This window comes from Nocardioides sp. Z35_8 (genome assembly GCF_059621125.1).
Genome location: NZ_JCAQIE010000001.1, coordinates 965,827 through 985,206, shown reverse-complemented (window position 1 = coordinate 985,206; position 19,380 = coordinate 965,827). Strand labels below are relative to the sequence as shown.

Genomic DNA, 19,380 nt, shown 5'->3' with positions numbered 1-19,380 from the left:
GGCATGGACGGTCTCGGGGCGGAGCTGCCGCAACGCCACACCTTCGTGTGGGTCCTGGCCGCCGCCGCGGCCGTCTTCGCGGTGCCCGTCGTGCGCACGGTCCGCACCGCCACCGGCGAGTCGGGCGGCACGGCGGTCGGCGCCTGGGCGATGGCCGCGGTGATGGCCCTCGTGCTCGTCGTGGCGCCCGTGCTGCTCGTGCGCAGCATCCTCACCCGCCACACCTACGTCTCGGACGAGGCGGTGTCGGTGGTCGCGGGCGGCGAGGTCCGCCAGCAGATCGCCTTCGACGACCTGACCGAGATCAAGGTGCGCTACACCGGTGACGGCGGCAAGGTCATGCCCAGCGAGCGGATCCTCCTCTCCGGCGAGCCCCGGGTCGGCCGGGGCACGATCGTGGTGTCCCGCTTCCACGTCGAGTCGCTGCAGCCGCTGCTGCGCCGCCTCGCGGCGGAGGTCGCCGAGCGTCCCGCGCTGCTGCAGGGAGACCTCGAGCGCGACTACTTCCAGCACGCGGTGACGACCGCGCTCTGACCGCCGTCGCTCAGCCCTGGGAGGCGAGGGCCAGCGGGAGGACGGCGCTCGCCCCCGCCGCGCGGATCGCGGTCGCGGCGACCGTGAGCGTCCAGCCGGTCGCCACCTGGTCGTCGACGAGCAGCACGGTGGCGCCGGCCGGCACGTCGGCGTCGAGGCCACCGCGACGGCGTACGGCGGCGACGCGCTGGGCCGAGTTGGACTGGCCGGCGCGGGGCGGGACGGAGGGGTCGCGGATCGCCCACGTGCCGACCACGGGGACCTGCATCACGCGGGACAGGCCGTCGGCGAGGTCGCGGGTCAGGGTGGGCCGGGTCGCCGACTCCACGACGACGATCACGTCGGGACGCGACCTCCACTCGGGGGCCCAGTCCTTCATCACGTCCATCACCGCCTGCGCCAGCCCGGGCGGGACCGGACCGTCGGGGGTGTCCTCGCGGAAGAGCGCCCGCAGCGCCTGCCCGTGGCCGAGGTCGGTGAGGCGGGCGACCGTGCGACCGGGCTCGGCGCCCTGGGTGATCTTGCCCTTGAGGTCGAGGCCGAGGTTGGCCAGCGCCGTGGGCCACATCCGACGCGGCTCGAGCACGACGCCGGGGCGGGAGAGCCGCTGGCCGGCCTCGGCCACCGCCGTGTCGCTCACCGCCGTGGACAGGCTCAGCCCGCCGCAGTTGTCGCAGCGACCGCAGTCGGCGGCGTCGGGGTCGTCGAGCTGCTCGCGGAGGTAGCGCATCCGGCACTCGGTGGTCTCGAGGTATCCCAGCATCGCCTGCTGCTCGCGCTCGCGGGCCTCGGCCACCCGGGCGTAGCGCTCGGCGTCGTAGTGCCAGGGACGCCCGGTCGCGACCCAGCCGCCCTGCACGCGCTGGACGGCGCCGTCGACGTCGAGGACCTTGAGCATCGACTCGAGCCGGTTGCGGCCGAGCTCGACGCGGGTCTCGAGGGTGGCCGTCGACATCGGGCGCTCGGACGCGCCGAGGGCGGCGAGCGTCTCGCGGACCTGCTCCTCGCGTGGGAAGCCGAGCGAGGCGAAGTAGGCCCAGATGTCGCGGTCCTCGAGCTGGGGCAGCAGCACGACCGTCGCCTCGTCGGTGCCACGGCCGGCGCGGCCGACCTGCTGGTAGTAGGCGACGGGCGACGCCGGGGCGCCGAGGTTGATCACGAAGCCGAGGGTCGCGTCGAAGCCCATGCCCAGCGCGCTGGTGGCGATGAGGGCCTTGACCCGGCCGTCCACCAGCGCCTGCTCCAGCGCGTGCCGCTCGTCGGGCTCGGTCTGGCCGGAGTAGGCCGCGACCTCGAGGCCGCGGTCGCGGAGGTAGCCCGCGACCTCCTGCGTGGCGGCGACGGTGAGGCAGTAGACGATGCCCGACCCGGGCTGCTCGGCGAGGTGGTCGGCCAGCCAGGCGAGCCGCTGCTCGGGCGTCCGGAGCCGGATGACGCCGAGCCGGAGGGACTCGCGGTCGAGCGTGCCGCGCTGCACGAGCACCTGCGAGTCGGCGGCCCCGTCGGCGTGCACCCCGAGCTGCTCGGCGACGTCGTCGGTCACCCGGGCGTTGGCGGTCGCCGTCGTGGCGAGCACCGGGATGCCGGTGGGCAGCTCGGCGAGCAGGGTGCGCAGCCGGCGGTAGTCGGGGCGGAAGTCGTGGCCCCAGTCGGAGATGCAGTGGGCCTCGTCGACCACGAGCAGGCCGCAGGTGGCGGCGAGGCGCGGGAGCACCTCGTCGCGGAAGCCGGGGTTGTTGAGCCGCTCGGGGCTGACGAGGAGGACGTCGACCTCGCCGGCGCGGATCTGCTCGTTGATCGGCTGCCACTGGTCGATGTTGGTCGAGTTGATCGTCACCGCCCGGATGCCGGCCCGCTCGGCGGCGGCGATCTGGTTGCGCATGAGCGCGAGCAGCGGGCTGACGATCACGGTGGGACCCGCACCCCCCTCGCGCAGCAGCTTGGTCGCGACGAAGTAGACCGCCGACTTGCCCCACCCGGTGCGCTGGACGACGAGGGCACGGCGCCGGTCGACGGCGAGCGCCTCGATCGCGGCCCACTGGTCCTCGCGCAGGGCGGCGTCGTCACGCCCGACCAGCGCCCGCAGGTGCCGCTCGGCGGCCTCGCGGGCGGCGGGGCGTACGTCGGCGGGGGTGGTGGGGACGGCGGTCATGCCACCTGTCTACCAACCGCCACCGACGCAGCGCACGGCGCCTCAGGCAGTCTGTGGATCGCGGTAGTTGTCGAGCTGGGTGGTCGACTTGATCAGCTGCTGGAGCGCGGTGAGCTCGCTCGCGTTCATCTCCGAGGCGTAGCGGGAGGCCTTGGCCAGGGCGGTCGAGGCCTTCTCCAGCGCCGGGGAGATGTCGGCGACGAGGTCGGCGAACTTGTCGAGCGACTTGGCCAGGTCGGTCATCAGCGTCCGGGTCCTCTGGATCAGCTCGCGGGCCTTGTTGGCCGCCGTGGTGATCGCGTGCGGGGCGGCGATGCCGAGGGTGGCCGCGGCCTCGCCGAGCAGCTTGATGATCTGGCCGATCGCGTCGGACATGATCTGCACGATGAACTCGCGGACACCGGCGAGCACCGTGCCGCCGAGGGCGACGCCGGCGCCGACCCCGGTGCAGACGTTGCCCATGCCGCGCACGAGCGACTCCTCGGTCTCGGCGAAGTCGCGATAGGCGTCCATCGTCATGCCCTGCAGTCCGCTGAGGTCGCCGGCGACGGCGCCGCGATAGTCGTCGGCCAGGCCGCGGAGGTGGCCGGCGCAGTTCTCCCACGTCTGGGCGAAGGACTGGATGGTGGCGGGGTCGCCCAGCAGCTCGTCGAGGGCGTCCTGCACCGGGCCGATGTGGGAGAGCAGCCAGCCGGCGAACATCGAGCCGAGGGTGCCGATCGGGTCGACGACCGCGCCGACGACGTCGACGGCGGCGCTGAGACCGTTGGCCGAGCCCTCGATCCAGTCACCGCGGTCGAAGGCCTCGGCGGAGTCGGCGGCCCCGTCGATCATCTTCAGCCCGTTGGTCATCTCGTTGAAGCCCGGGTTGCGGTCGACGACGGCGACCAGGTCGTTCACGACAGCGCCTTGTGGATCGCCTCGTTGAGCTCGGCGACCTTCTCGTCGACCAGCTCGAACAGGTCGGCCGCGGACCGCATGCCCGTGGCGGTGGCCGACAGGGAGTCGCTCGCGGCGCGGGTGGCGCCGACGCCGGCGACCTCGAGCGGCGCGATCAGCGGGTAGACCAGCGCGGCGCCGATCTTGCCGAAGGTGTTGGGGTGGAAGGAGACCGAGTCGGCGGCCTGCACGGCACTGTCGGCCCGGCCCTTGAGGTGCTCGACCTTGCCCGCGTGGCTCCGCATCGCGGCGAGACTGACGTCGATGCTCATCGTTGGTACTCCTCGTAGCCGAACGTGTTGCGGTAGGACTGCGTGATCGTGGACGCCGCGGCGACGTCGGGACCGTAGATCTCGCGGGCGGCCTGCTCGACCTCGAAGCTCAGCCGGCGCTTGGCCTGCGAGTGGGCCTCGAGCACGCTGTGCGCGAGCCGGGCGGGCTCCTGGCCGGCGAACGAGTCGTCGAAGCGCAGGTCGACCATCTGGCCGTTGCCGTCGACGACGACGGTGACGACGCGGTCGGTCGACTCGCCCTCCACCCGCATCCGCTCGGTGGTGGCGGCCAGGGCCTGGGCCTGGTCCAGTCTGGCCTCGGCGGCGTCGAACGACTCGTTCATCGCCGCCAGATAGGCATCGAGCCGTGAGCTCATCAGTCCTCCGGGGATGTCGTCGTGCCTGGGGATCCTTCCCCGCCCTACTGTGGGCAAACATGGAGAGCCCGCCCGGTGCATCGCCGCCGGCGACCGTCCTCACCCCGCGCCCGCTGGTGCTCCACCTGGCGATCGGGGTGCTGGTCGTCGGGATCCTGCTCGCCTCGGCCACGTGGGCCGGCGGCGGGGACCAGCGCGCGCTGCTCACCGTCGCAATCCTCGTGGTGACGGTGGCCCTGCCGGCGTGGGCGATCTGGTGGGCGCGGGGTCGCACGATCCTGGTCCGCCCGGACCGCGTCGTCGTACGCCGGGGGGAGCGCGAGGTGCGGACGTTCGCCTTCGACGACCTGACCGAGGTCCGCCCCGGGGTCGACGGCTCGGCGGGCGGGGCCACCCCCGAGCTCTGGAACAAGTCGGTGACCCTCCTCGGTCGGACCACCGCGGGCAGGCGACGCGGCCTCAAGGTCACCGCGCAGACCGTCGAGAGCATCGACCCCCTGCTGCTCGCCCTGGCGCCGGTGGTGGCGCGGCGCCCGGAGCTCCTGCCGCACGCGGTGCACCGCGCCCTGTTCGAGGAGTACGTCCGCGACCTCCGCTCCGGCCGCGGCCGCCAGCGCGGCTGAGGCGGGCTCAGTGGGCGCTGCGGGCGCCGCGGGCGCCGCGGGCCAGGAACCGGTCGAGGTCGACGCCGGCGCGCCGGGCGGCCCGCCGGGCCTCGGGGGTCGTCAGGTCGGGAGCGACGAACGTCTCGGGCTCGATGGTGCGGTCGGCGGCGGCGTACTGCTGCTGCAGGGCTGCCTGCGCGTCGGCGCCGGCGGCCGCGGCGGCCGCGACGTCGGCGGTGACGGCCACGGCGGCGCCGGTCAGCAGCGGGCTGACGACCGGGGTGTAGCCGGAGGTGTGTCCGGAGACCTTCGGGTGGTAGCTCTCGCTGATCGGGGTGGACAGCCCGTTGATCCACTCGGCGTCGTCGCACACGGCGTGCCCGACGAAGCGGCTGGTCGGGTCGGCGAAGGAGAAGCCGGCGGCCGACGCGGCGGTGGCGAGGCGGCTGTTGAGCAGGTCGGCGGTCTGGTTGAGCCGCGTCTCCTCCGCCGGGGAGAACCAGGTCAGTGCGTTGCAGTCCTCGCCGTTGAAGATGCGCGGGTAGCCGACGACCACGACCTTGGCCTGGGGCGCACGGCTGCGGATGCCGGCGTAGAGGGTCGCGAGCCGCGAGGGCAGGGTGGAGGTGATGAAGGACTGCGCGCCGTTGATCGCGCGGTCGCAGCTGCTCAGCCAGCCCGGCAGGGCGCACTCGGTCAGCACGCTGGCGAACCCGGCGTCGTTGCCGCCGACCGACACCGAGACGTAGGCGGTGCTCGCGGTGAGGGCGGGGAGCTGGGTGGAGGTGACGTCGGGGATGGTCGCGCCGGAGCAGGCGCGGAAGTTGAGCGCGTAGCCGCGGGCGGCCGCGATCAGGCTCGGGTAGGCCGACGTCGAGCGCTGACAGCCGGTGCCGTCGGCGATGTAGGAGCGGGTGCCGGTGCCCGAGGAGTAGGAGTCGCCGAGGGCGACGTAGGCCGGTGCGGCGGCCTGGGCGGGCTGGGCCAGGACCGGGGTGAGCAGGCCGGCGAGCGCCGTGCCGAGCACCGCGAGGCGGGACGAGCGGTTCATCTGTGTCCTCCGAGATAGGTGCCACCCGAGCGTGGCCCTCATCACACTAGGGACGCGCGCTCCGCTCCACCAGACCGGACCGGACGGGCGGCAACGGCACGAGGTGCCCCGCCGGCGTCACCGGCCGGGGTCAGTCGCCGATGCGGCGCAGTCGGGCGCCCGGGGGAGGCGGCGCGGCCGCGGCGTCGCGGAAGGACTCGCCGACCAGCTCCGGCACGACCTCGCTGACGTCGTGCTTCGCGGCGATCTCCACGTCGGCGACGAACCCCACCTCGGTCAGCTCGCGTCCGCCCGCGCAGAGGAGCAGGTCGTGCGGCAGCACCGCCGCCTGCCAGGCGGCCATCGCCATCCGGGCCTCCGGGCTGGCCCCGGCCTCCGCCTCCTGGTCGAGGGCGGTGAGGACGGCGCCCGCGCCCCACAGGTCCTCCGCGGCCGGGCGGAGCGTGTCGTCGTACCACCGCTCCCCCGCGGGTACGACGACCACGCTGGCGCCGTCGGCGACCTTGGGCGCCAGCCACCGCGCGACCGCGCCGGCGTTGCGCAGGCAGGCGCCGACGACCTGGGCGCCGGACTCGGCGAGCGAGAAGGCGATGGTCGAGCCGTTGGGCGAGGGCAGCACGAGCCGCTCGACGCCCTCGACCTCGGCGAGCCCGGCGGGCGAGAGCGAGACGTGGCGGGCATCGCCGCGCGAGAGCGCCTCGAACCGGCCGACGGCGAGCGTCGCCCCGTGCCGCATCGCGTGCTCGGCGGCTCGGGAGTCCTTCCAGCGGAACGGGAAGACCTCGATGCCCCGCTCGAGCGCCACGGTCAGGGTGGTGGTGAAGGACAGCACGTCGACGACGACCGCGTAGTCGGCGGGCACGGCCTCGGCACCCGTCGGGCCCCACTCCATGCGGAGCCGATAGGTCGACTGGTCGTGCCCGGGCAGCGTCACCGCCTCATTCAACAGCCCCGGCGGCTCGCGCGCAGCACGGCCCGCCCGAGTCGGCCGCGATCAGTCGGGGACGTTGGGCACGACGAGCACCGGCACGCGCGAGGCCCGGACGACCTGTGCGGCGGTCGAGCCGAACCGCAGGCCGGCGAACCCGCCCGCGCCGCGGGTGCCGACGACCAGCATCTCCGCGTCGGCGGCCGCCGCGACGAGCCGCTCGGTGGCCTGGCCGCGCAGGGCGTAGAGCTGCACGTCGACGTCGTCGGGGATCCCGGCCGCCGCGCAGTCGTCCTCGAGGTCGGCGATGACCGCGCGCTCGAACTCCGCGAAGGGCGGGACGTAGCCGCCCACCATCGAGTCGGGGCGCGGGGCCGTGGTCACGCTCCACACGCGGATCACGTGCAGCGTGACGCCGAGGCGCCGGGCCAGGTCGGCGGCCCGCCGCACGACGGTGGTCCCGACCCGCGACCCGTCGTGTCCGACGACGATCCCGCCGGTGATATCAGCGCTCTTGCTCACCATGGCGTCATCGTAGAGACGCGGGCAGGCAGCACGTCAGGGCCGAAGGTCCTCCGCCGACTCACCAGATGCGGACGCGGCGCTCCGGGTCGAGCCACAGCCCGTCCTCGGGCCCGGTCTCGAAGACCTCGTGGAACTCGTCGAGGTTGCGCACGATGTTGGCGCGGAACTCGGCGGGACTGTGCGGGTCGATGGTGAGGTACTGGAGCTCCTGCTCCTTGCGGCGCTTGGTGCGCCACACGTGGGCCCAGTTGAGGAACAGGTCGCGCCGGTCCTCGAGCGACGCCTCGCCGCCCTGGCTGATCACGAACGCCTTGTGGGCGATGGTGAGCCCGCCGAGGTCGCCGATGTTCTCGCCGACGGTGAGGCTGCCGTTGACGTGCTCGCCGGGCAGGTTGCGCGGCTCGAAGGCGTCGTACTGGGTGATCAGCGCCTGCGACTTGGCCTCGAACGCGGCCTTGTCGTCGGCGGTCCACCAGTCCTGGAGGTTGCCGTCGCCGTCGTACTGGGCGCCCTGGTCGTCGAAGCCGTGGCCGATCTCGTGGCCGATGACGGCACCGATGCCGCCGTAGTTCTCGGGGTCGGTGGCGTCGGGGCTGAAGAACGGCGGCTGCAAGATGGCGGCCGGGAAGCAGATCTCGTTGGTGCCGGGGTGGTAGTAGGCGTTGACCGTCTGGGGCAGCATCAGCCACTCGTCGCGGTCGACCGGCTGGCCGACCTTCTCCAGCTGGCGGTCGGTCTCGAACGCCGACGCCGACGCGACGTTGCCCATCAGGTCGTCGGCGGAGACCGTGAGGGTGGAGTAGTCGCGGAACTCCGTCGGGTAGCCGATCTTGGGGTAGAAGCGGTCGAGCTTGTCGAAGGCCTTCTTCTTGGTGTCCTCGCCCATCCAGTCGAGCGCCTCGATGGAGCGGCGGTAGGCGGTGACGAGGTTGGCGACCAGCTCGTCCATCCTCTGCTTCGACCGCGGCGGGAAGTGGCGCTCGACGTAGACCTTGCCGACCGCCTCGCCGATGGCGCCCTCGACGAAGTCGACGCCACGCTTCCAGCGGGCGCGCAGCTCGGGGGTGCCGTTGAGGGTGCGGCCGTAGAAGTCGAAGTTGGCCTCGACGAACGGGTCGGGCAGGTAGGCAGCGGAGCTGCGCACGACGCGCACGTGGAGGATGTCGCGCCAGGTCTCGATCGGCGTCTCCTCCAGCACGGTGGAGAGGTGGGAGAAGAAGTCGGGCTGCATCACGATCGAGCGCCGCAGCATCTCCTCGGTGCCGCCCAGGCCGGTGATCCAGGTGACCCAGTCGAAGGCGGGGCTGAGCTCGCGCAGCTCGTCGAGGCTCTTGTGGTTGGTGGTCTTCTGCACGTCACGGGTCTCGGCGGCCTCCCAGTGGCCCTCGGCCAGCCGGGTCTCGTAGGCCAGCACGCGCGCCGCCGCACCGGCCGGGTCGTCGTGCTCACTCAGCTCGAGCAGCGTGGTGAGGTAGGCGAGGTACTTCTCGCGGATCTCGGCGAACTTGTCGTCGCGGTAGTAGGACTCGTCGGGCAGGCCGAGGCCGCCCTGCGCGAGGTAGACGATGTTGCGCGAGGCGTCGCCGCGGTCGGGCGTGATGTAGGAGCCGAACACGCCTGGCCCGCCAACGCGCTCGAACGCGCCGAGGAAGGCGGCGAGGTCGGTGAGGTCGGCGACGCGGTGGGCGCGCTCGAGCAGCCCGCGGATCGGGTCGAGGCCCTTGGCGGCGATCGTCTCGGTGTCCATGAAGGAGGCGTAGAGGTCGCCGATCTTGCGCTCGTCCTCGTCGAGCTGGTCGGCCGGGCGCTCGGCGAGCTCGGTGATGATGTCGCGCACCTGCTGCTCGGCGGCGTCGGCCAGCGCGATGAACGCGCCCCAGCTCGACTTGTCGGCGGGGATCTCCGTCTCGTCGAGCCACCGGCCGTTGACGTGGCCGAAGAGGTCGTCCTGCGGGCGGATGTCGAGGTTCATGCCGTCGCGGGCAGCGTCGAGGATCGTCACGTCGCGACCCTAACCCCGGCGGCCCAGTCCCGGGCGCGGCGGAGGGCCCCTGTGGACGACGCGGTCGCTCGTCGTTCGGCCGGGCTCAAGCGGTCACCGCCTCGCTCAACACGTCGGATCCGACGTGTTGAGCGGGGACCGCACCGCTTGAGCAGCCGCGTCAGCGGCGGGAAGGCGATGGGCCGGCGGGGTCAGCGCACCCGGACGACCGACTTGCCGAGGGTGCGCCGCTCGTCCATGTCGACCAGCGCCTGCCCGAAGCCGGCCAGGTCGTACGTCGCCCCGACGGGCGGCTTCACAGCACCGGACTCGATCATCGGCAGGAGGCGGTGCCACTGCTGCTGCATGTAGCCCGGTCGCACCATCGCGTAGGCACCCCAGCCGACGCCGCGGACGTCGGTGTTGCCGAGCAGCAGCCGGTTGACCTTCACCTGGGGGATGCCCTGCCCGGCGGCGAACCCGACGACGAGCACGCGTCCCTGCTCGGCGAGGCAGCGGAGCGAGTCGGTGAACGCGTCGCCGCCCACCACGTCGAGGACCACGTCGACGCCGCGGCCGCCGGTGAGCTCGCGCACCGCGTCCTTGAAGTCAGGGCCCACGACGACCTCGTCGGCGCCGGCCGCGCGGGCGAAGTCGGCCTTCTCCTGGGTGCTGACCACCGCGATCGTCCGTGCGCCGAGACCTCGCGCGACCTGCAGGGTGGCGGTGCCGACGCCGCCGGCGGCTCCGTGCACCAGCACGGTCTCGCCCTCGCGCAGCCCGCCGCGCTCCTCGAGCGCGAACAGCGCGGTGAGGTAGTTCATCGGCAGCGCCGCACCCTCGTCGTACGACATCGCGTCGGGCAGGGCGAAGGTGAAGATCGCCGGGTTGGCGACCTGCTCGGCGGCGCCGCCGTTGAGGTTGACGCCGGCGACCCGCTGGCCGACGGTGAACCCGCTCGACTCCGGGGAGCCCGGGTCGAGGACGACGCCCGCGAAGTCGACGCCGAGCGTGAACGGCGGCTCGGGCTTGAACTGGTACTCCCCGCGGCTGAGGAGCAGGTCGGGGAAGGCGACACCGACGCTGTGCACCTCCACCAGCACGTCGTCGGGGCCCGGGACCGGAGGGTCGACGTCGCGGACCTCGATGTCGGCGGGACCGGTGGGCGTGACGACCTGGACTGCGCGCATGCGCCGACACTAGTCAGGTGCTCACCCGACCCGCTTCACCTCGGCGAGCTCGAAGTGCATCGGGTCGGTCCAGCGCCAGTCGCCACCCCAGGCGAAGCCCCACGTCTTGAAGATCGCCACCACGTCGCGGTCGATCGCGCCGACGGTCCCGCGCTGGTTGTCGCGGGTGTTGAGGTCGAGGGCGAGGCCGAAGGAGTGGTTGGACAGCGTCGTGGTGCCGGCGATGAAGCGCGGGTAGTAGCACCCGGCGTACTGGCCCGGGTCGATCTCGTCGGCGAGGCCGCGCTGCTCGACCTCGAGCAACGCCGCGCGCAGCTGGGGGAAGAGGTCCTTGTGGCAGGTGACGCTGCCGAGGATCGGCACGGACTCCGTGCGGATGCTGGCCGCGACCCAGGCGGGCTCCGGGGCGATCCGGCCCCCGCCGAGCACCTGGTAGCGGAAGGTGCCGACGACGCTGCCCAGGGTGCCGCCGGCGGGCACCGCGGTGAGCCTGGCGTCGGGGTCGAGCCCGAGGCGGGAGGCCACGTCGAGCATCTGCACCGAGGCGTCCTCGCCGACCAGCCGCTGCAACGGCTTGCGGATGCCGGCGGGGGCGACGGCGTCGGTGGAGATGAGCAGCCCGTTGTCGGTGTCCATCCCGATGTCGTCGGCCCAGGCGGTGTTGACGACCATGTCGATGGTCGGCAGCTGCGGGGTGTAGGCGCCGACGTGCAGGCTCGGCGCGTCGTCGGCGCCGAGCCGCACCATCCCTGTCTCCGGGTCGGCCACCCGCTCGGCGACCGTGCGGTCGATGGCCAGCTCGCCCCCGGCGACGCGGTCCCAGGCCTCCTGGAGGTCGGCGACCTCGGCCTGCGTGAAGTGCCGGTAGGCGCCCGGGTCCACGGCGGCGACGGTGAGGACGCGGTTCTCCAGGCTCACCTGGCCCAGGCCGATGCGCTCGGTGTGCGCGACGCCGCGCAGGTCCTCGATCCGCGCGAGCAGCGCGTCGTCGATGGGCTTGTCCCACTGCACGAGAACGTCGGCGCTCCACAGCCGTCCGTCGCGCTCGCCGGGCGGGTCGACGGCGTGGTCGGTGTCGGCGACGGGCGGCGTCGTGTCCGACGCGGTCGGCTCGGGGGCGGGCGACGCGGGGGCCGGGTCGGGACGCTCGCGCGCGGCCGGCTCGCTGCAGGCCGCCAGGCCCACCAGCCCCGCCAGCAGGGCGGCCGTCGCCGCGGCCGCCACCCGTCGTCGTCCGCGCACGCCTCGACCCTAGGCAGACGGTGTCTGGACGCGGCGGGGGATGGTGACCCAGGAGACGAGGCCGCCCAGGGCGAGCAGCGCCGCGCACGCGAGCAGCGCGGTGCCGTACGCCGCGTCCAGCCGGGCTGGGTCGCGGTAGTCGTCGCCGGCCAGGCCCACGGCCGTCGGCAGCGCGGCGACGGCCAGCAGCGACCCGGCCCGCGCGACGGCGTTGTTGATGCCGCTGGCGATGCCGGCCACCTCGTCGGGCGCGGCCGCCAGGACGGTGGCGGTCAACGGGGCGACCATCAGGGCCAGGCCGAGGCCGAAGACCGTCAGGCCGGGCGCCACGTCACGCCACCAGGTCACCCCGGGTCCGACGAGCAGCAGCCACAGCGTCCCGGCCGCCATCACCAGCGGTCCGAACGTCAACGGGATCCGCGGCCCGATCCGCTCGCCCAGCGCGCCGCCGCGGGCCGCGAGCAGCAGCATGCACAGCGTGATCGGGAGCGTGGCGAGGCCGGCCTCGAGCGCGGTGTAGCCGCCCACGGTCTGCAGCTGGAGCACCAGGAAGAACAGGACGGCACCCAGCGCGGCGTAGACGAGCAGCGTCATCAGGTTGGCGGCGCTGAAGGTGCGGTCGCCGAACAGCCCGAGCGGCACCATCGGCGCACGGGTGCGGCGCTCCACCACGACGAAGGCCGCGGCCGCGGCGATCCCGCCCCCGGCCGCCCACGGCGTCGCGGCTACGCCGGCGTCGGTCAGCGCCCACGTGACGCCCGCCAGGGCGAGGGAGGCGAGCGTCGCGCCGGTGAGGTCGAAGCGTCCGTGCGTGCGGGGGTCGCGCGTCTCGGGAACCCACCGCAGGGCGAGCCACACCGTCAGCACCGCGAGCGGCAGGTTGATGAGGAAGATCCACCGCCACGACGCGTGGTCGACCAGCAGCCCGCCGACCAGCGGCCCGATCGCGGAGGCGATGCCGCCGAGGCCCGACCAGGCACCGATCGCCCGGCCGCGGTCCTCGGACCGGAGCGCGCCCTGGATCATCGCGAGGCTGCCCGGGGTGAGCAGCGCGCCGCCGACGCCCTGGAGCACGCGGGCGGCGATCAGCACCTCCGCGGTCGGGGCGAGCCCGCACAGCAGGGAGGCCAGCGCGAACCACACGGTGCCGACGACGAAGACCCGACGCCGGCCGAGGCGGTCGCCGAGGGAGCCGCCCAGCAGGATCAGCGAGGCCAGGGAGAGGAAGTAGCCGTTGGTGATCCACTGCAGCGCCGCCAGCGAGGCGTCGAGGTCGGCACCCATCGACCGCAGTGCCACGTTGACCACGGTGCCGTCGAGGAGCGTCATCCCGGAGCCGAGGGTCGCCGCGGCCACGACGCCGCGCGCGGTCGGCGTGCCCCAGGCGACTCCGCTCATCGGCTCGCCCGGCCTCAGTCGCGCGGCACTCGGGTCGACGTCGTGGCCATGAGCCGAGTGTGGCAGGGCTCAGTCGTGCTCGGCGTGGCGTCCTTCGGGCACCTTGGTGACGAAGGTGAGCGCCACGGAGGCGAGCGCGACGACGCCGATCGTGGTGTAGGCCAGCGTGTAGGCCTTGTCCTCGCCGATGAGCGCCGAGGCGAGCACCGGTCCGATCACCCCGCCCAGGCTCCAGCCGACGAGCATCAGTCCGTAGATCGCGCCGGCGTTGCGCACGCCGAAGAAGTCACCGGCGGTCGCGGGCATCGTGCCGAACGTGCCGCCGTAGCAGAGGTAGATCACCGCGGCGAGCACGGAGAAGAGCGCCACGCTCCCGGCGTGCGGCAGCACGATCAGGCACACGCCCTGCAGCGCGAGGATCGCGGCGAACGTCCTCATCCGGCCGATCCGGTCGGAGATGCCGGCCCAGACGATGCGCCCCGCGCCGTTGAAGATCGCGAGCACGCCCACCAGCGTCGCGGCGCCGGTGACGCTGACGCCGGCGATGTCGGTGGCGCTGAGCTTGGCCTGGGAGATCAGCGAGATGCCGGCGCTCACGCTGAGGGTGAGGATGGCGGTGAGGAGGTACCACTGCGGCGTGCGCAGCGCCTCGCCCTGGGTGTAGTCGCGGCCCGCGCCGGTGGCCGCGCCGCCGGTCGTCTCCATCCCGGGCACGACGTAGTCGGCGGGCGGGTTGCGGAAGATCGAGGCGCCCACCAGCGACATCACCAGGTAGGCGATGCCGAGCGGGATGAACGCCCCGGTGGGGTCGTCGGGGTCACGGTCGATGAGCCACTGGGCGACCGGCGAGGTGAGCACGGCGCCGAATCCGAAGCCGCCCACCGCCAGCCCGGTGATCAGGCCCGTCTTGTCGGGGAACCACTTCTGCAGCATGGCGATGGGCACGATGTAGGCGAAGCCGAGGCCGAAGCCGCTGATGACGCCGTAGCCGAGGATCAGCAGCCAGTAGTCGTCGGAGCCGTTGGTGAGCCCCGCCAGCAGGATGCCGACGCCGTAGACGACACCGCCCGCGAGCGCCACGACCCGCGGCCCCCGGGCGTCCTGGAGCCGGCCGCCGAGATAGCTGCCGATGAAGATCATGCCGATGGTGACGGTGAAGGGCAGCGAGGCGCGCACCTTGCTGAGCTGCCACGACTCGGCGTCCTCGAGCGCGCCACCGAACACCGACCAGGCGTAGACCGCCCCGATCGAGAACTGCAGGAGCAGCCCACCCCCGACCAGCAGCCAGCGGAAGCCGCCGGGTCCGGAGCGGCTCGAGGCAGCGGGATCCTGCGCTCGCGTGGGTGTCTCGTCCATCGCTGTCTCCTTCGTCCGGCCCCGGCCGTCGGTCGGCCCGAGAGGCGCCGTTCTGGCTCAGCCCTGGTGGCGCACCTGCTCGCCGCGCTCGACCCGCTCGCGCTGCGGCACCACCGTGTACTTCGGGTCGTTGGCCGAGGCCAGGCCGGCCTCGTAGACGCCCATCCGGGTGCACAGCGAGCCGGCCATCAGTGCAGTGCCCGCGACGGCCGAGAGCATGCGGCTGCGCCCGCCCGCGAGCGCGCCGGCGGCGCCCGCGACGGTGAGCACCTTGCTGGCGCGCATCCACCTGCCGGCCACGCCGGTGTGCAGCGTCTCGGCGGACAGGCCCATCGAGGCCTCCATGCGGTGGGCCATCACCAGCTCGACCGCGGCGCCGCCCACCGCGAACGCGCGGGCGGGACCGGCCTCGGCCACGGGAGCGGTGGCCATGCACCAGCCCCCCGACGCGGCCGCGGCGGAGCCGCAGAAGACGAAGGGCAGCTCCGCGTAGGCCGAGTGCCACGCCGGGGTGGCGGTGTCGGCGATCAGCACCGCGGTGTACGCCGCCACCGGCGGGGCGGTGATCGCCCCCACCAGCCCGGCGGGGCGTCCCAGGCGCAGCAGCAGCCGCACCGGTCCGCGCTGCCACCGGGTCGGGAGCATGCCGACCAGCTCGGCGGCCGTGGCGAGGCTCGCGAACGGGGCGTGCAGGGTGAGGATCCAGGTGCCGACCGACATCGGGGAGGTCAGCTTGACGACCCGCAGCATGTTGAGGAACCGGCTGGGCCTGCCGAGGTCGTGGACGAGCGCGACCATGCTGAGGAGCAGGGCGATGAGCGAGCCGATCCGGCCGGCGCGCCGCAGTCCGGGGCGGTCGGTGAGGTCTGCCCCGGCGGCGAGGAGCGAGGTCCCGGCCGCGACTCCCCCGGTGAACAGGTAGTAGGCGATGTCGTGCTCCCACGGCGCCGCCTTGACGATCGGGCGGCCGTAGTAGGAGGTGAAGTCGGCCTCCGGCACCATCACCCGGTCGCCGCCGCCGCGGCCACGCCCGCGGCCGCGCGAGCGACCCGGGCTGCCGCCGTGCCGGACCTGCGGGCCGGCCCCGTCGACCTCGCTCACGAGCGCCTCCGCACGAACGACAGCGCCGCGCCGAGCAGCAGCGCCGTGCCCGCCATCCCGGCGCGGCTGAACATCTGCGGCAGGTCCCGGGTGGTGACGACCGGGTCGGGCGGCAGGCCGTAGACCTCCGGCTCGTCGAGGAGCAGGAACATCGCCCCGGTGCCGCCCACGCCGTCCTCGGGGTCGTTGCCGTAGAGCCGGGCGTCCATCACCCCGCGCTCGTGGAGCAGCGCCACCCGGGCGTCGGCGCGCTCGCGCAGCTCCTCCACGTCGCCGTACTGGATCGACTCGGTCGGGCACGCGGCCGCGCACGCCGGTCGTTGGCCGTCGGTGAGCCGGTCGTAGCAGAGGGTGCACTTCTGGGCGATGCCCACCTTGGGGTCGCCCTCCGGACCGCGGCGGCGGTCGATCACGCCGTAGGGGCAGGCGGCGACGCAGTAGCCGCAGCCGTTGCAGATCTCGTCCTGCACCACGACCGTGCCGAACTCGCTGCGGAAGAGCGAGCCGGTCGGGCACACGTCGAGGCAGGCGGCGTGGGTGCAGTGCTTGCACACGTCGGAGGACATCAGCCACTGGAAGTCGGGCTTGGCCTCCTCGGGCACGTCGCTGGGTGGGGCGCCGACGGTCGGCATGCCGAGGTCCGCGCGCTGTGGCTGCGGTGCCTCCGTGCGGGCGGAGCGCTCGATGAAGGCCACGTGGCGCCACTGGTTGGCGTTGAGGGAGTGGCTGTTGTCGTAGGAGGTGCCGAGCATCTCGAAGAGGTTCTCCGGGACGTCGTTCCACTCCTTGCACGCCACCTCGCAGGCCTTGCACCCGATGCACACGCTGGTGTCGGTGAAGAAGCCCTTGCGCTTGGGCGGATCGACGTAGCCGGCGTCGGGCGCCGGGTCGAGTGGTCCGAAGAGGCTGTTGCGGCCGATCACTGGCCCTCCTGGTCGTGCTCGTCGTCGTCGCTGGTGTCGGCGCCTGCCAGTGACCTGGCCTGCGCCCCTTCGGACGCGGTGACGATCCGCGTGTGGACGCCGTCGTCCACCCCGGCCCGCCGCGCGTAGTCGGTGACGAGCGTGCGCAGGGCCGCACCCTGCGGCCGCCGCCCCGGGCGTACGTCGCAGGTGCCGACCTTGCTCTCCTGGATGAGCACGTTGGGGTCGAGCGAGATGCCGAACAGGTCGTTGGTCGAGTCGCCGCTGACCAGCCCGCCGCTGCCCCAGTGGTAGGGCATCCAGACCTGGTGGACCGTGCGGCCCTCGACCCGCAGCGGGCGCAGCCGCTCGGTGACGAGCACCCGGCCCTCGATCGCCGAGCGGGCGGTGATCACGTGGCACCACCCCATGTGCTCGAGGCCCCGCTCGCGTGCGAGCGCCGGCGACACCTCGACGAACATCTCGGGCTGGAGCTCGGCGAGGTGCTCGAGGTAGCGGCTCATGCCGCCGGCGGTGTGGTGCTCGGTGAGCCGGCTGGTGGTGAAGACGAAGGGGAAGACCTCGCTGTGCTCCTCGGGGGGCGAGGGGTTCATCCGGTTGTCGTCGCGGTCGTAGGCCTTGCGCGTGGGGTTGCCCTGCTGGCCGTAGAGCGGGTTGCGGAACGGCGACTCCACCGGCTCGTAGTGCGTCGGCATCGGGCCGTCGATGAGGCCCTGCGGGGCGTAGAGCGCACCCTTCCCGTCGCCCTGCATGATGAACGGGTCGATGCCCTCGATCGCCTCGACACCGTCGGACCCCTCGGGCGAGCGGTAGGACGGCGGCTTGGTCTTCTCGAAGTCGGGGACGTCGTCGCCGGTCCACTCGCCGGCCTCGCCGAGTGTCGGGTCCCACCAGACGTAGGCCTTGCGCTCGCTCCACGGCCGGCCCTCGGGGTCGGCGGAGGCGCGGTTGTAGAGGATGCGGCGGTTCATCGGCCAGGCCCAGCCCCACTCCGGCGCGACGTACGACTGGTCGTGGCGCGACGTGCGGCGGTTGGCCTGGTTGACGCCGTCGGCGAAGACGCCGGTGTAGATCCAGCAGCCGCCGGCGGTGGACCCGTCGGCCTTCATCTCCCCGAAGGACGAGAGCGGGCGGAGGGTGGCGACGTCGTAGCCGTTGATCTCCTTGAGCACGGCCTCCGCGCTGGGCTCGCCCCAGGCGGCGGCGCCCTCGCTGCCGAGCGCGCCCTCGTCGTGCACGGGGTAGTCCCAGGCGAGGTCGAGCACGGGCCGGTCGCGCTCGTCGGTCGAGCCCGCCAGGCGCTCGCGGACCATGCGCCCGAGGTGGTAGAAGAACCACAGCTCCGAGCGGCAGTCACCCGGCGGGTCGACGGCCTTCTCACGCCACTGCAGCATCCGCTGGGTCTGGGTGAAGGTGCCCTCCTTCTCGGCGTAGGACGCGGCCGGGAAGAGGAAGACCTCGGTGCGGCACTCCTCGGGCACGATCTCGCCGGTGGCGACCTCGGGCCCGTCCTTCCAGAACGACGCGCTCTCGATCTCGAACAGGTCGCGCACGACCAGCCAGTCGAGGTTGGCCATGCCCAGGCGCTGCGCGCGACCGTGGGCCGAGCCGACCGCGGGGTTCTGGCCGAGCAGGAAGTAGCCGGAGACCTTGCCGTCGATCATGTCGAGCACGGTGCGGTAGGTGCCGTGGTCGCCGGTGATCTTGGGCAGGTAGTCGAAGCAGTAGTCGTTGTCGGCGGTGGCCGCGTCGCCCCAGTAGGCCTTGAGCAGGCTCACGGTGTAGGCGTCGGCCTTGGACCAGAAGCCCTTGCTGCCGGGGTTGCGGATGCTGTCGACGTAGTCCGACAGGGTCGCGTGCTGGCCGGGGTTGGGCATCGGCAGGTAGCCGGGCAGGAGGTTGAACAGGGTGGGGATGTCGGTGGATCCCTGGATGCTCGCGTGGCCGCGCAGCGCCATCACGCCGCCTCCGGGACGACCCATGTTGCCGAGCAGCAGCTGCAGGATCGCTCCGGTGCGGATGTACTGCACGCCGACGCTGTGCTGGGTCCAGCCGACGCTGTAGACCAGCGCGGTCGTGCGCTCGCGGCCGGAGTTCTCCGTCCAGGCCCGGCACACCTCGAGGAAGTCGGCCTGGCTCACGCCGCAGGTCTGCTCGACCACCTCGGGGGTGTAGCGGGAGAAGTGGCGCTTGAGCACCTGGTAGACGCAGCGCGGGTGCTGCAGCGTCTCGTCGCGCCGCGGGTGTCCCGCCACCTGCATGCCGTGGGCCTCGTTCTGCATGCCGGCAGCGGTGTCGCTCTGCTCCTGGGTCTCCTCGGAGTCGTCGGCCTGCGCCGAGCTCTGCTCGCCCGGGCCGTCCTCGACGTCATAGGCCCAGCTCGTCGGGTCGTAGGTGCGCCTCTCGGGGTCGAAGCCGCTGAACAGCCCGTCGAGGTCGTCGGTGTCCTCGAACGCATCGCTGACGAGCGTCGCGGCGTTGGTGTAGTTGACGACGTAGTCGCGGAAGTCGAGCTCGTTCTCCAGGACGTAGCGGACGATGCCGCCCAGGAACGCGATGTCGCTGCCGACGCGGATCGGGACGTGCTTGTCGGCCACCGCGCTGGTGCGGGTGAACCGCGGGTCGACGTGGATCACCTTCGCGCCACGCCGTTGCGCCTCCACGACCCACTGGAAGCCCACCGGGTGGGCCTCGGCCATGTTGGAGCCCTGGATGATGATGCAGTCCGCGTTGGCGAGGTCAGCCGTGAAGCCGGTGGCGCCGCCGCGTCCGAAGCTGGTCCCCAGACCGGGGACGGTGGCGGAGT

Annotated in this window: 16 protein-coding genes and 1 pseudogene; 2 read left to right on the top strand and 15 right to left on the bottom strand. The window is 73.1% G+C overall.

Annotated elements, in window-relative coordinates; all coding sequences use genetic code 11:
• Positions 1–3: 3 nt before the first annotated feature.
• Entirely contained in the window at positions 4–534 is a 531-nt protein-coding gene (locus AC54T2_RS04725; protein WP_496665653.1) for a hypothetical protein, read from the top strand.
• Between the two features lie 10 nt (positions 535–544).
• On the opposite strand, the gene AC54T2_RS04720 is transcribed toward AC54T2_RS04725, so the two are convergent.
• The 4 genes from AC54T2_RS04720 to AC54T2_RS04705 are packed head-to-tail and all read right to left on the bottom strand — an operon-like array spanning position 545 to position 4,274.
• On the bottom strand, positions 545–2,686 hold the full coding sequence (locus AC54T2_RS04720; protein ID WP_186339747.1) for a RecQ family ATP-dependent DNA helicase: 2,142 nt from the start codon (positions 2,684–2,686) through the stop codon (positions 545–547).
• Between the two features lie 42 nt (positions 2,687–2,728).
• Positions 2,729–3,586: a hypothetical protein gene (locus AC54T2_RS04715; protein ID WP_496665652.1), complete on the bottom strand. Its 858-nt coding sequence runs from the start codon at positions 3,584–3,586 to the stop codon at positions 2,729–2,731.
• Positions 3,583–3,897: a type VII secretion target gene (locus tag AC54T2_RS04710; protein ID WP_186339745.1), complete on the bottom strand. Its 315-nt coding sequence runs from the start codon at positions 3,895–3,897 to the stop codon at positions 3,583–3,585. Before AC54T2_RS04710 ends, AC54T2_RS04715 begins: the two co-directional genes overlap by 4 nt.
• Positions 3,894–4,274 (bottom strand): YbaB/EbfC family nucleoid-associated protein, encoded by a 381-nt coding sequence (locus AC54T2_RS04705; RefSeq protein WP_186339744.1) that lies wholly within the window; start codon positions 4,272–4,274, stop codon positions 3,894–3,896. Before AC54T2_RS04705 ends, AC54T2_RS04710 begins: the two co-directional genes overlap by 4 nt.
• Positions 4,275–4,333: 59 nt before the next feature.
• Here AC54T2_RS04705 and AC54T2_RS04700 point away from each other — a divergent pair, with 59 nt between their 5' ends.
• Positions 4,334–4,897 (top strand): hypothetical protein, encoded by a 564-nt coding sequence (locus AC54T2_RS04700; protein WP_186339743.1) that lies wholly within the window; start codon positions 4,334–4,336, stop codon positions 4,895–4,897.
• Positions 4,898–4,904: 7 nt separating this feature from the next.
• Here the strand turns inward: AC54T2_RS04700 and AC54T2_RS04695 are convergent, their stop codons facing one another.
• The 11 genes and pseudogenes from AC54T2_RS04695 to fdh all read right to left on the bottom strand — a co-directional run.
• The gene (locus tag AC54T2_RS04695; protein ID WP_496665651.1) at positions 4,905–5,930 is read right to left on the bottom strand and encodes an SGNH/GDSL hydrolase family protein; all 1,026 of its coding nucleotides are present in this window, start codon (positions 5,928–5,930) and stop codon (positions 4,905–4,907) included.
• Between the two features lie 130 nt (positions 5,931–6,060).
• On the bottom strand, positions 6,061–6,864 hold the full coding sequence (locus tag AC54T2_RS04690) for a 2-phosphosulfolactate phosphatase (RefSeq protein WP_241005273.1): 804 nt from the start codon (positions 6,862–6,864) through the stop codon (positions 6,061–6,063).
• A 60-nt stretch (positions 6,865–6,924) separates the two neighbouring features.
• Positions 6,925–7,383, bottom strand: a complete 459-nt coding sequence (locus AC54T2_RS04685; RefSeq protein WP_186339741.1) for a universal stress protein — start codon at positions 7,381–7,383, stop codon at positions 6,925–6,927.
• A gap of 58 nt (positions 7,384–7,441) precedes the next feature.
• Positions 7,442–9,385, bottom strand: a complete 1,944-nt coding sequence (locus AC54T2_RS04680) for a M13 family metallopeptidase (protein ID WP_496665650.1) — start codon at positions 9,383–9,385, stop codon at positions 7,442–7,444.
• Between the two features lie 191 nt (positions 9,386–9,576).
• Positions 9,577–10,554 (bottom strand): NADPH:quinone oxidoreductase family protein, encoded by a 978-nt coding sequence (locus AC54T2_RS04675; protein ID WP_496665649.1) that lies wholly within the window; start codon positions 10,552–10,554, stop codon positions 9,577–9,579.
• Between the two features lie 21 nt (positions 10,555–10,575).
• Positions 10,576–11,796: a M15 family metallopeptidase gene (locus AC54T2_RS04670; protein WP_496665648.1), complete on the bottom strand. Its 1,221-nt coding sequence runs from the start codon at positions 11,794–11,796 to the stop codon at positions 10,576–10,578.
• A 9-nt stretch (positions 11,797–11,805) separates the two neighbouring features.
• Entirely contained in the window at positions 11,806–13,194 is a 1,389-nt protein-coding gene (locus tag AC54T2_RS04665; RefSeq protein ID WP_496665647.1) for an MFS transporter, read from the bottom strand.
• A gap of 69 nt (positions 13,195–13,263) precedes the next feature.
• Complete coding sequence (locus AC54T2_RS04660) at positions 13,264–14,550, bottom strand: L-lactate MFS transporter (protein WP_489975393.1); 1,287 nt, start codon at positions 14,548–14,550, stop codon at positions 13,264–13,266.
• 57 nt (positions 14,551–14,607) lie between these two features.
• Entirely contained in the window at positions 14,608–15,651 is a 1,044-nt protein-coding gene (gene nrfD / locus AC54T2_RS04655) for an NrfD/PsrC family molybdoenzyme membrane anchor subunit (RefSeq protein WP_489975392.1), read from the bottom strand.
• Positions 15,648–16,574, bottom strand: a complete 927-nt coding sequence (locus tag AC54T2_RS04650; protein ID WP_186339736.1) for a 4Fe-4S dicluster domain-containing protein — start codon at positions 16,572–16,574, stop codon at positions 15,648–15,650. Before AC54T2_RS04650 ends, nrfD begins: the two co-directional genes overlap by 4 nt.
• A pseudogene (gene fdh, locus AC54T2_RS04645) lies at positions 16,571–19,369 on the bottom strand (formate dehydrogenase); the annotation flags it as partial. The pseudogene fdh and the gene AC54T2_RS04650, both read right to left, overlap by 4 nt.
• Positions 19,370–19,380 lie beyond the last annotated feature (11 nt).

Excerpts from the sequence above, each read along its gene's own strand:
- AC54T2_RS04725 (WP_496665653.1), top strand. The coding sequence starts at position 4 with ATGGACGGTCTCGGGGCGGAGCTGCCGCAACGCCACACCTTCGTGTGG.
- AC54T2_RS04720 (WP_186339747.1), bottom strand. The coding sequence starts at position 2,686 with ATGACCGCCGTCCCCACCACCCCCGCCGACGTACGCCCCGCCGCCCGC.
- AC54T2_RS04710 (WP_186339745.1), bottom strand. The coding sequence starts at position 3,897 with ATGAGCATCGACGTCAGTCTCGCCGCGATGCGGAGCCACGCGGGCAAG.
- AC54T2_RS04705 (WP_186339744.1), bottom strand. The coding sequence starts at position 4,274 with ATGAGCTCACGGCTCGATGCCTATCTGGCGGCGATGAACGAGTCGTTC.
- AC54T2_RS04700 (WP_186339743.1), top strand. The coding sequence starts at position 4,334 with ATGGAGAGCCCGCCCGGTGCATCGCCGCCGGCGACCGTCCTCACCCCG.
- AC54T2_RS04695 (WP_496665651.1), bottom strand. The coding sequence starts at position 5,930 with ATGAACCGCTCGTCCCGCCTCGCGGTGCTCGGCACGGCGCTCGCCGGC.
- AC54T2_RS04685 (WP_186339741.1), bottom strand. The coding sequence starts at position 7,383 with ATGGTGAGCAAGAGCGCTGATATCACCGGCGGGATCGTCGTCGGACAC.
- AC54T2_RS04675 (WP_496665649.1), bottom strand. The coding sequence starts at position 10,554 with ATGCGCGCAGTCCAGGTCGTCACGCCCACCGGTCCCGCCGACATCGAG.
- AC54T2_RS04665 (WP_496665647.1), bottom strand. The coding sequence starts at position 13,194 with ATGAGCGGAGTCGCCTGGGGCACGCCGACCGCGCGCGGCGTCGTGGCC.
- AC54T2_RS04660 (WP_489975393.1), bottom strand. The coding sequence starts at position 14,550 with ATGGACGAGACACCCACGCGAGCGCAGGATCCCGCTGCCTCGAGCCGC.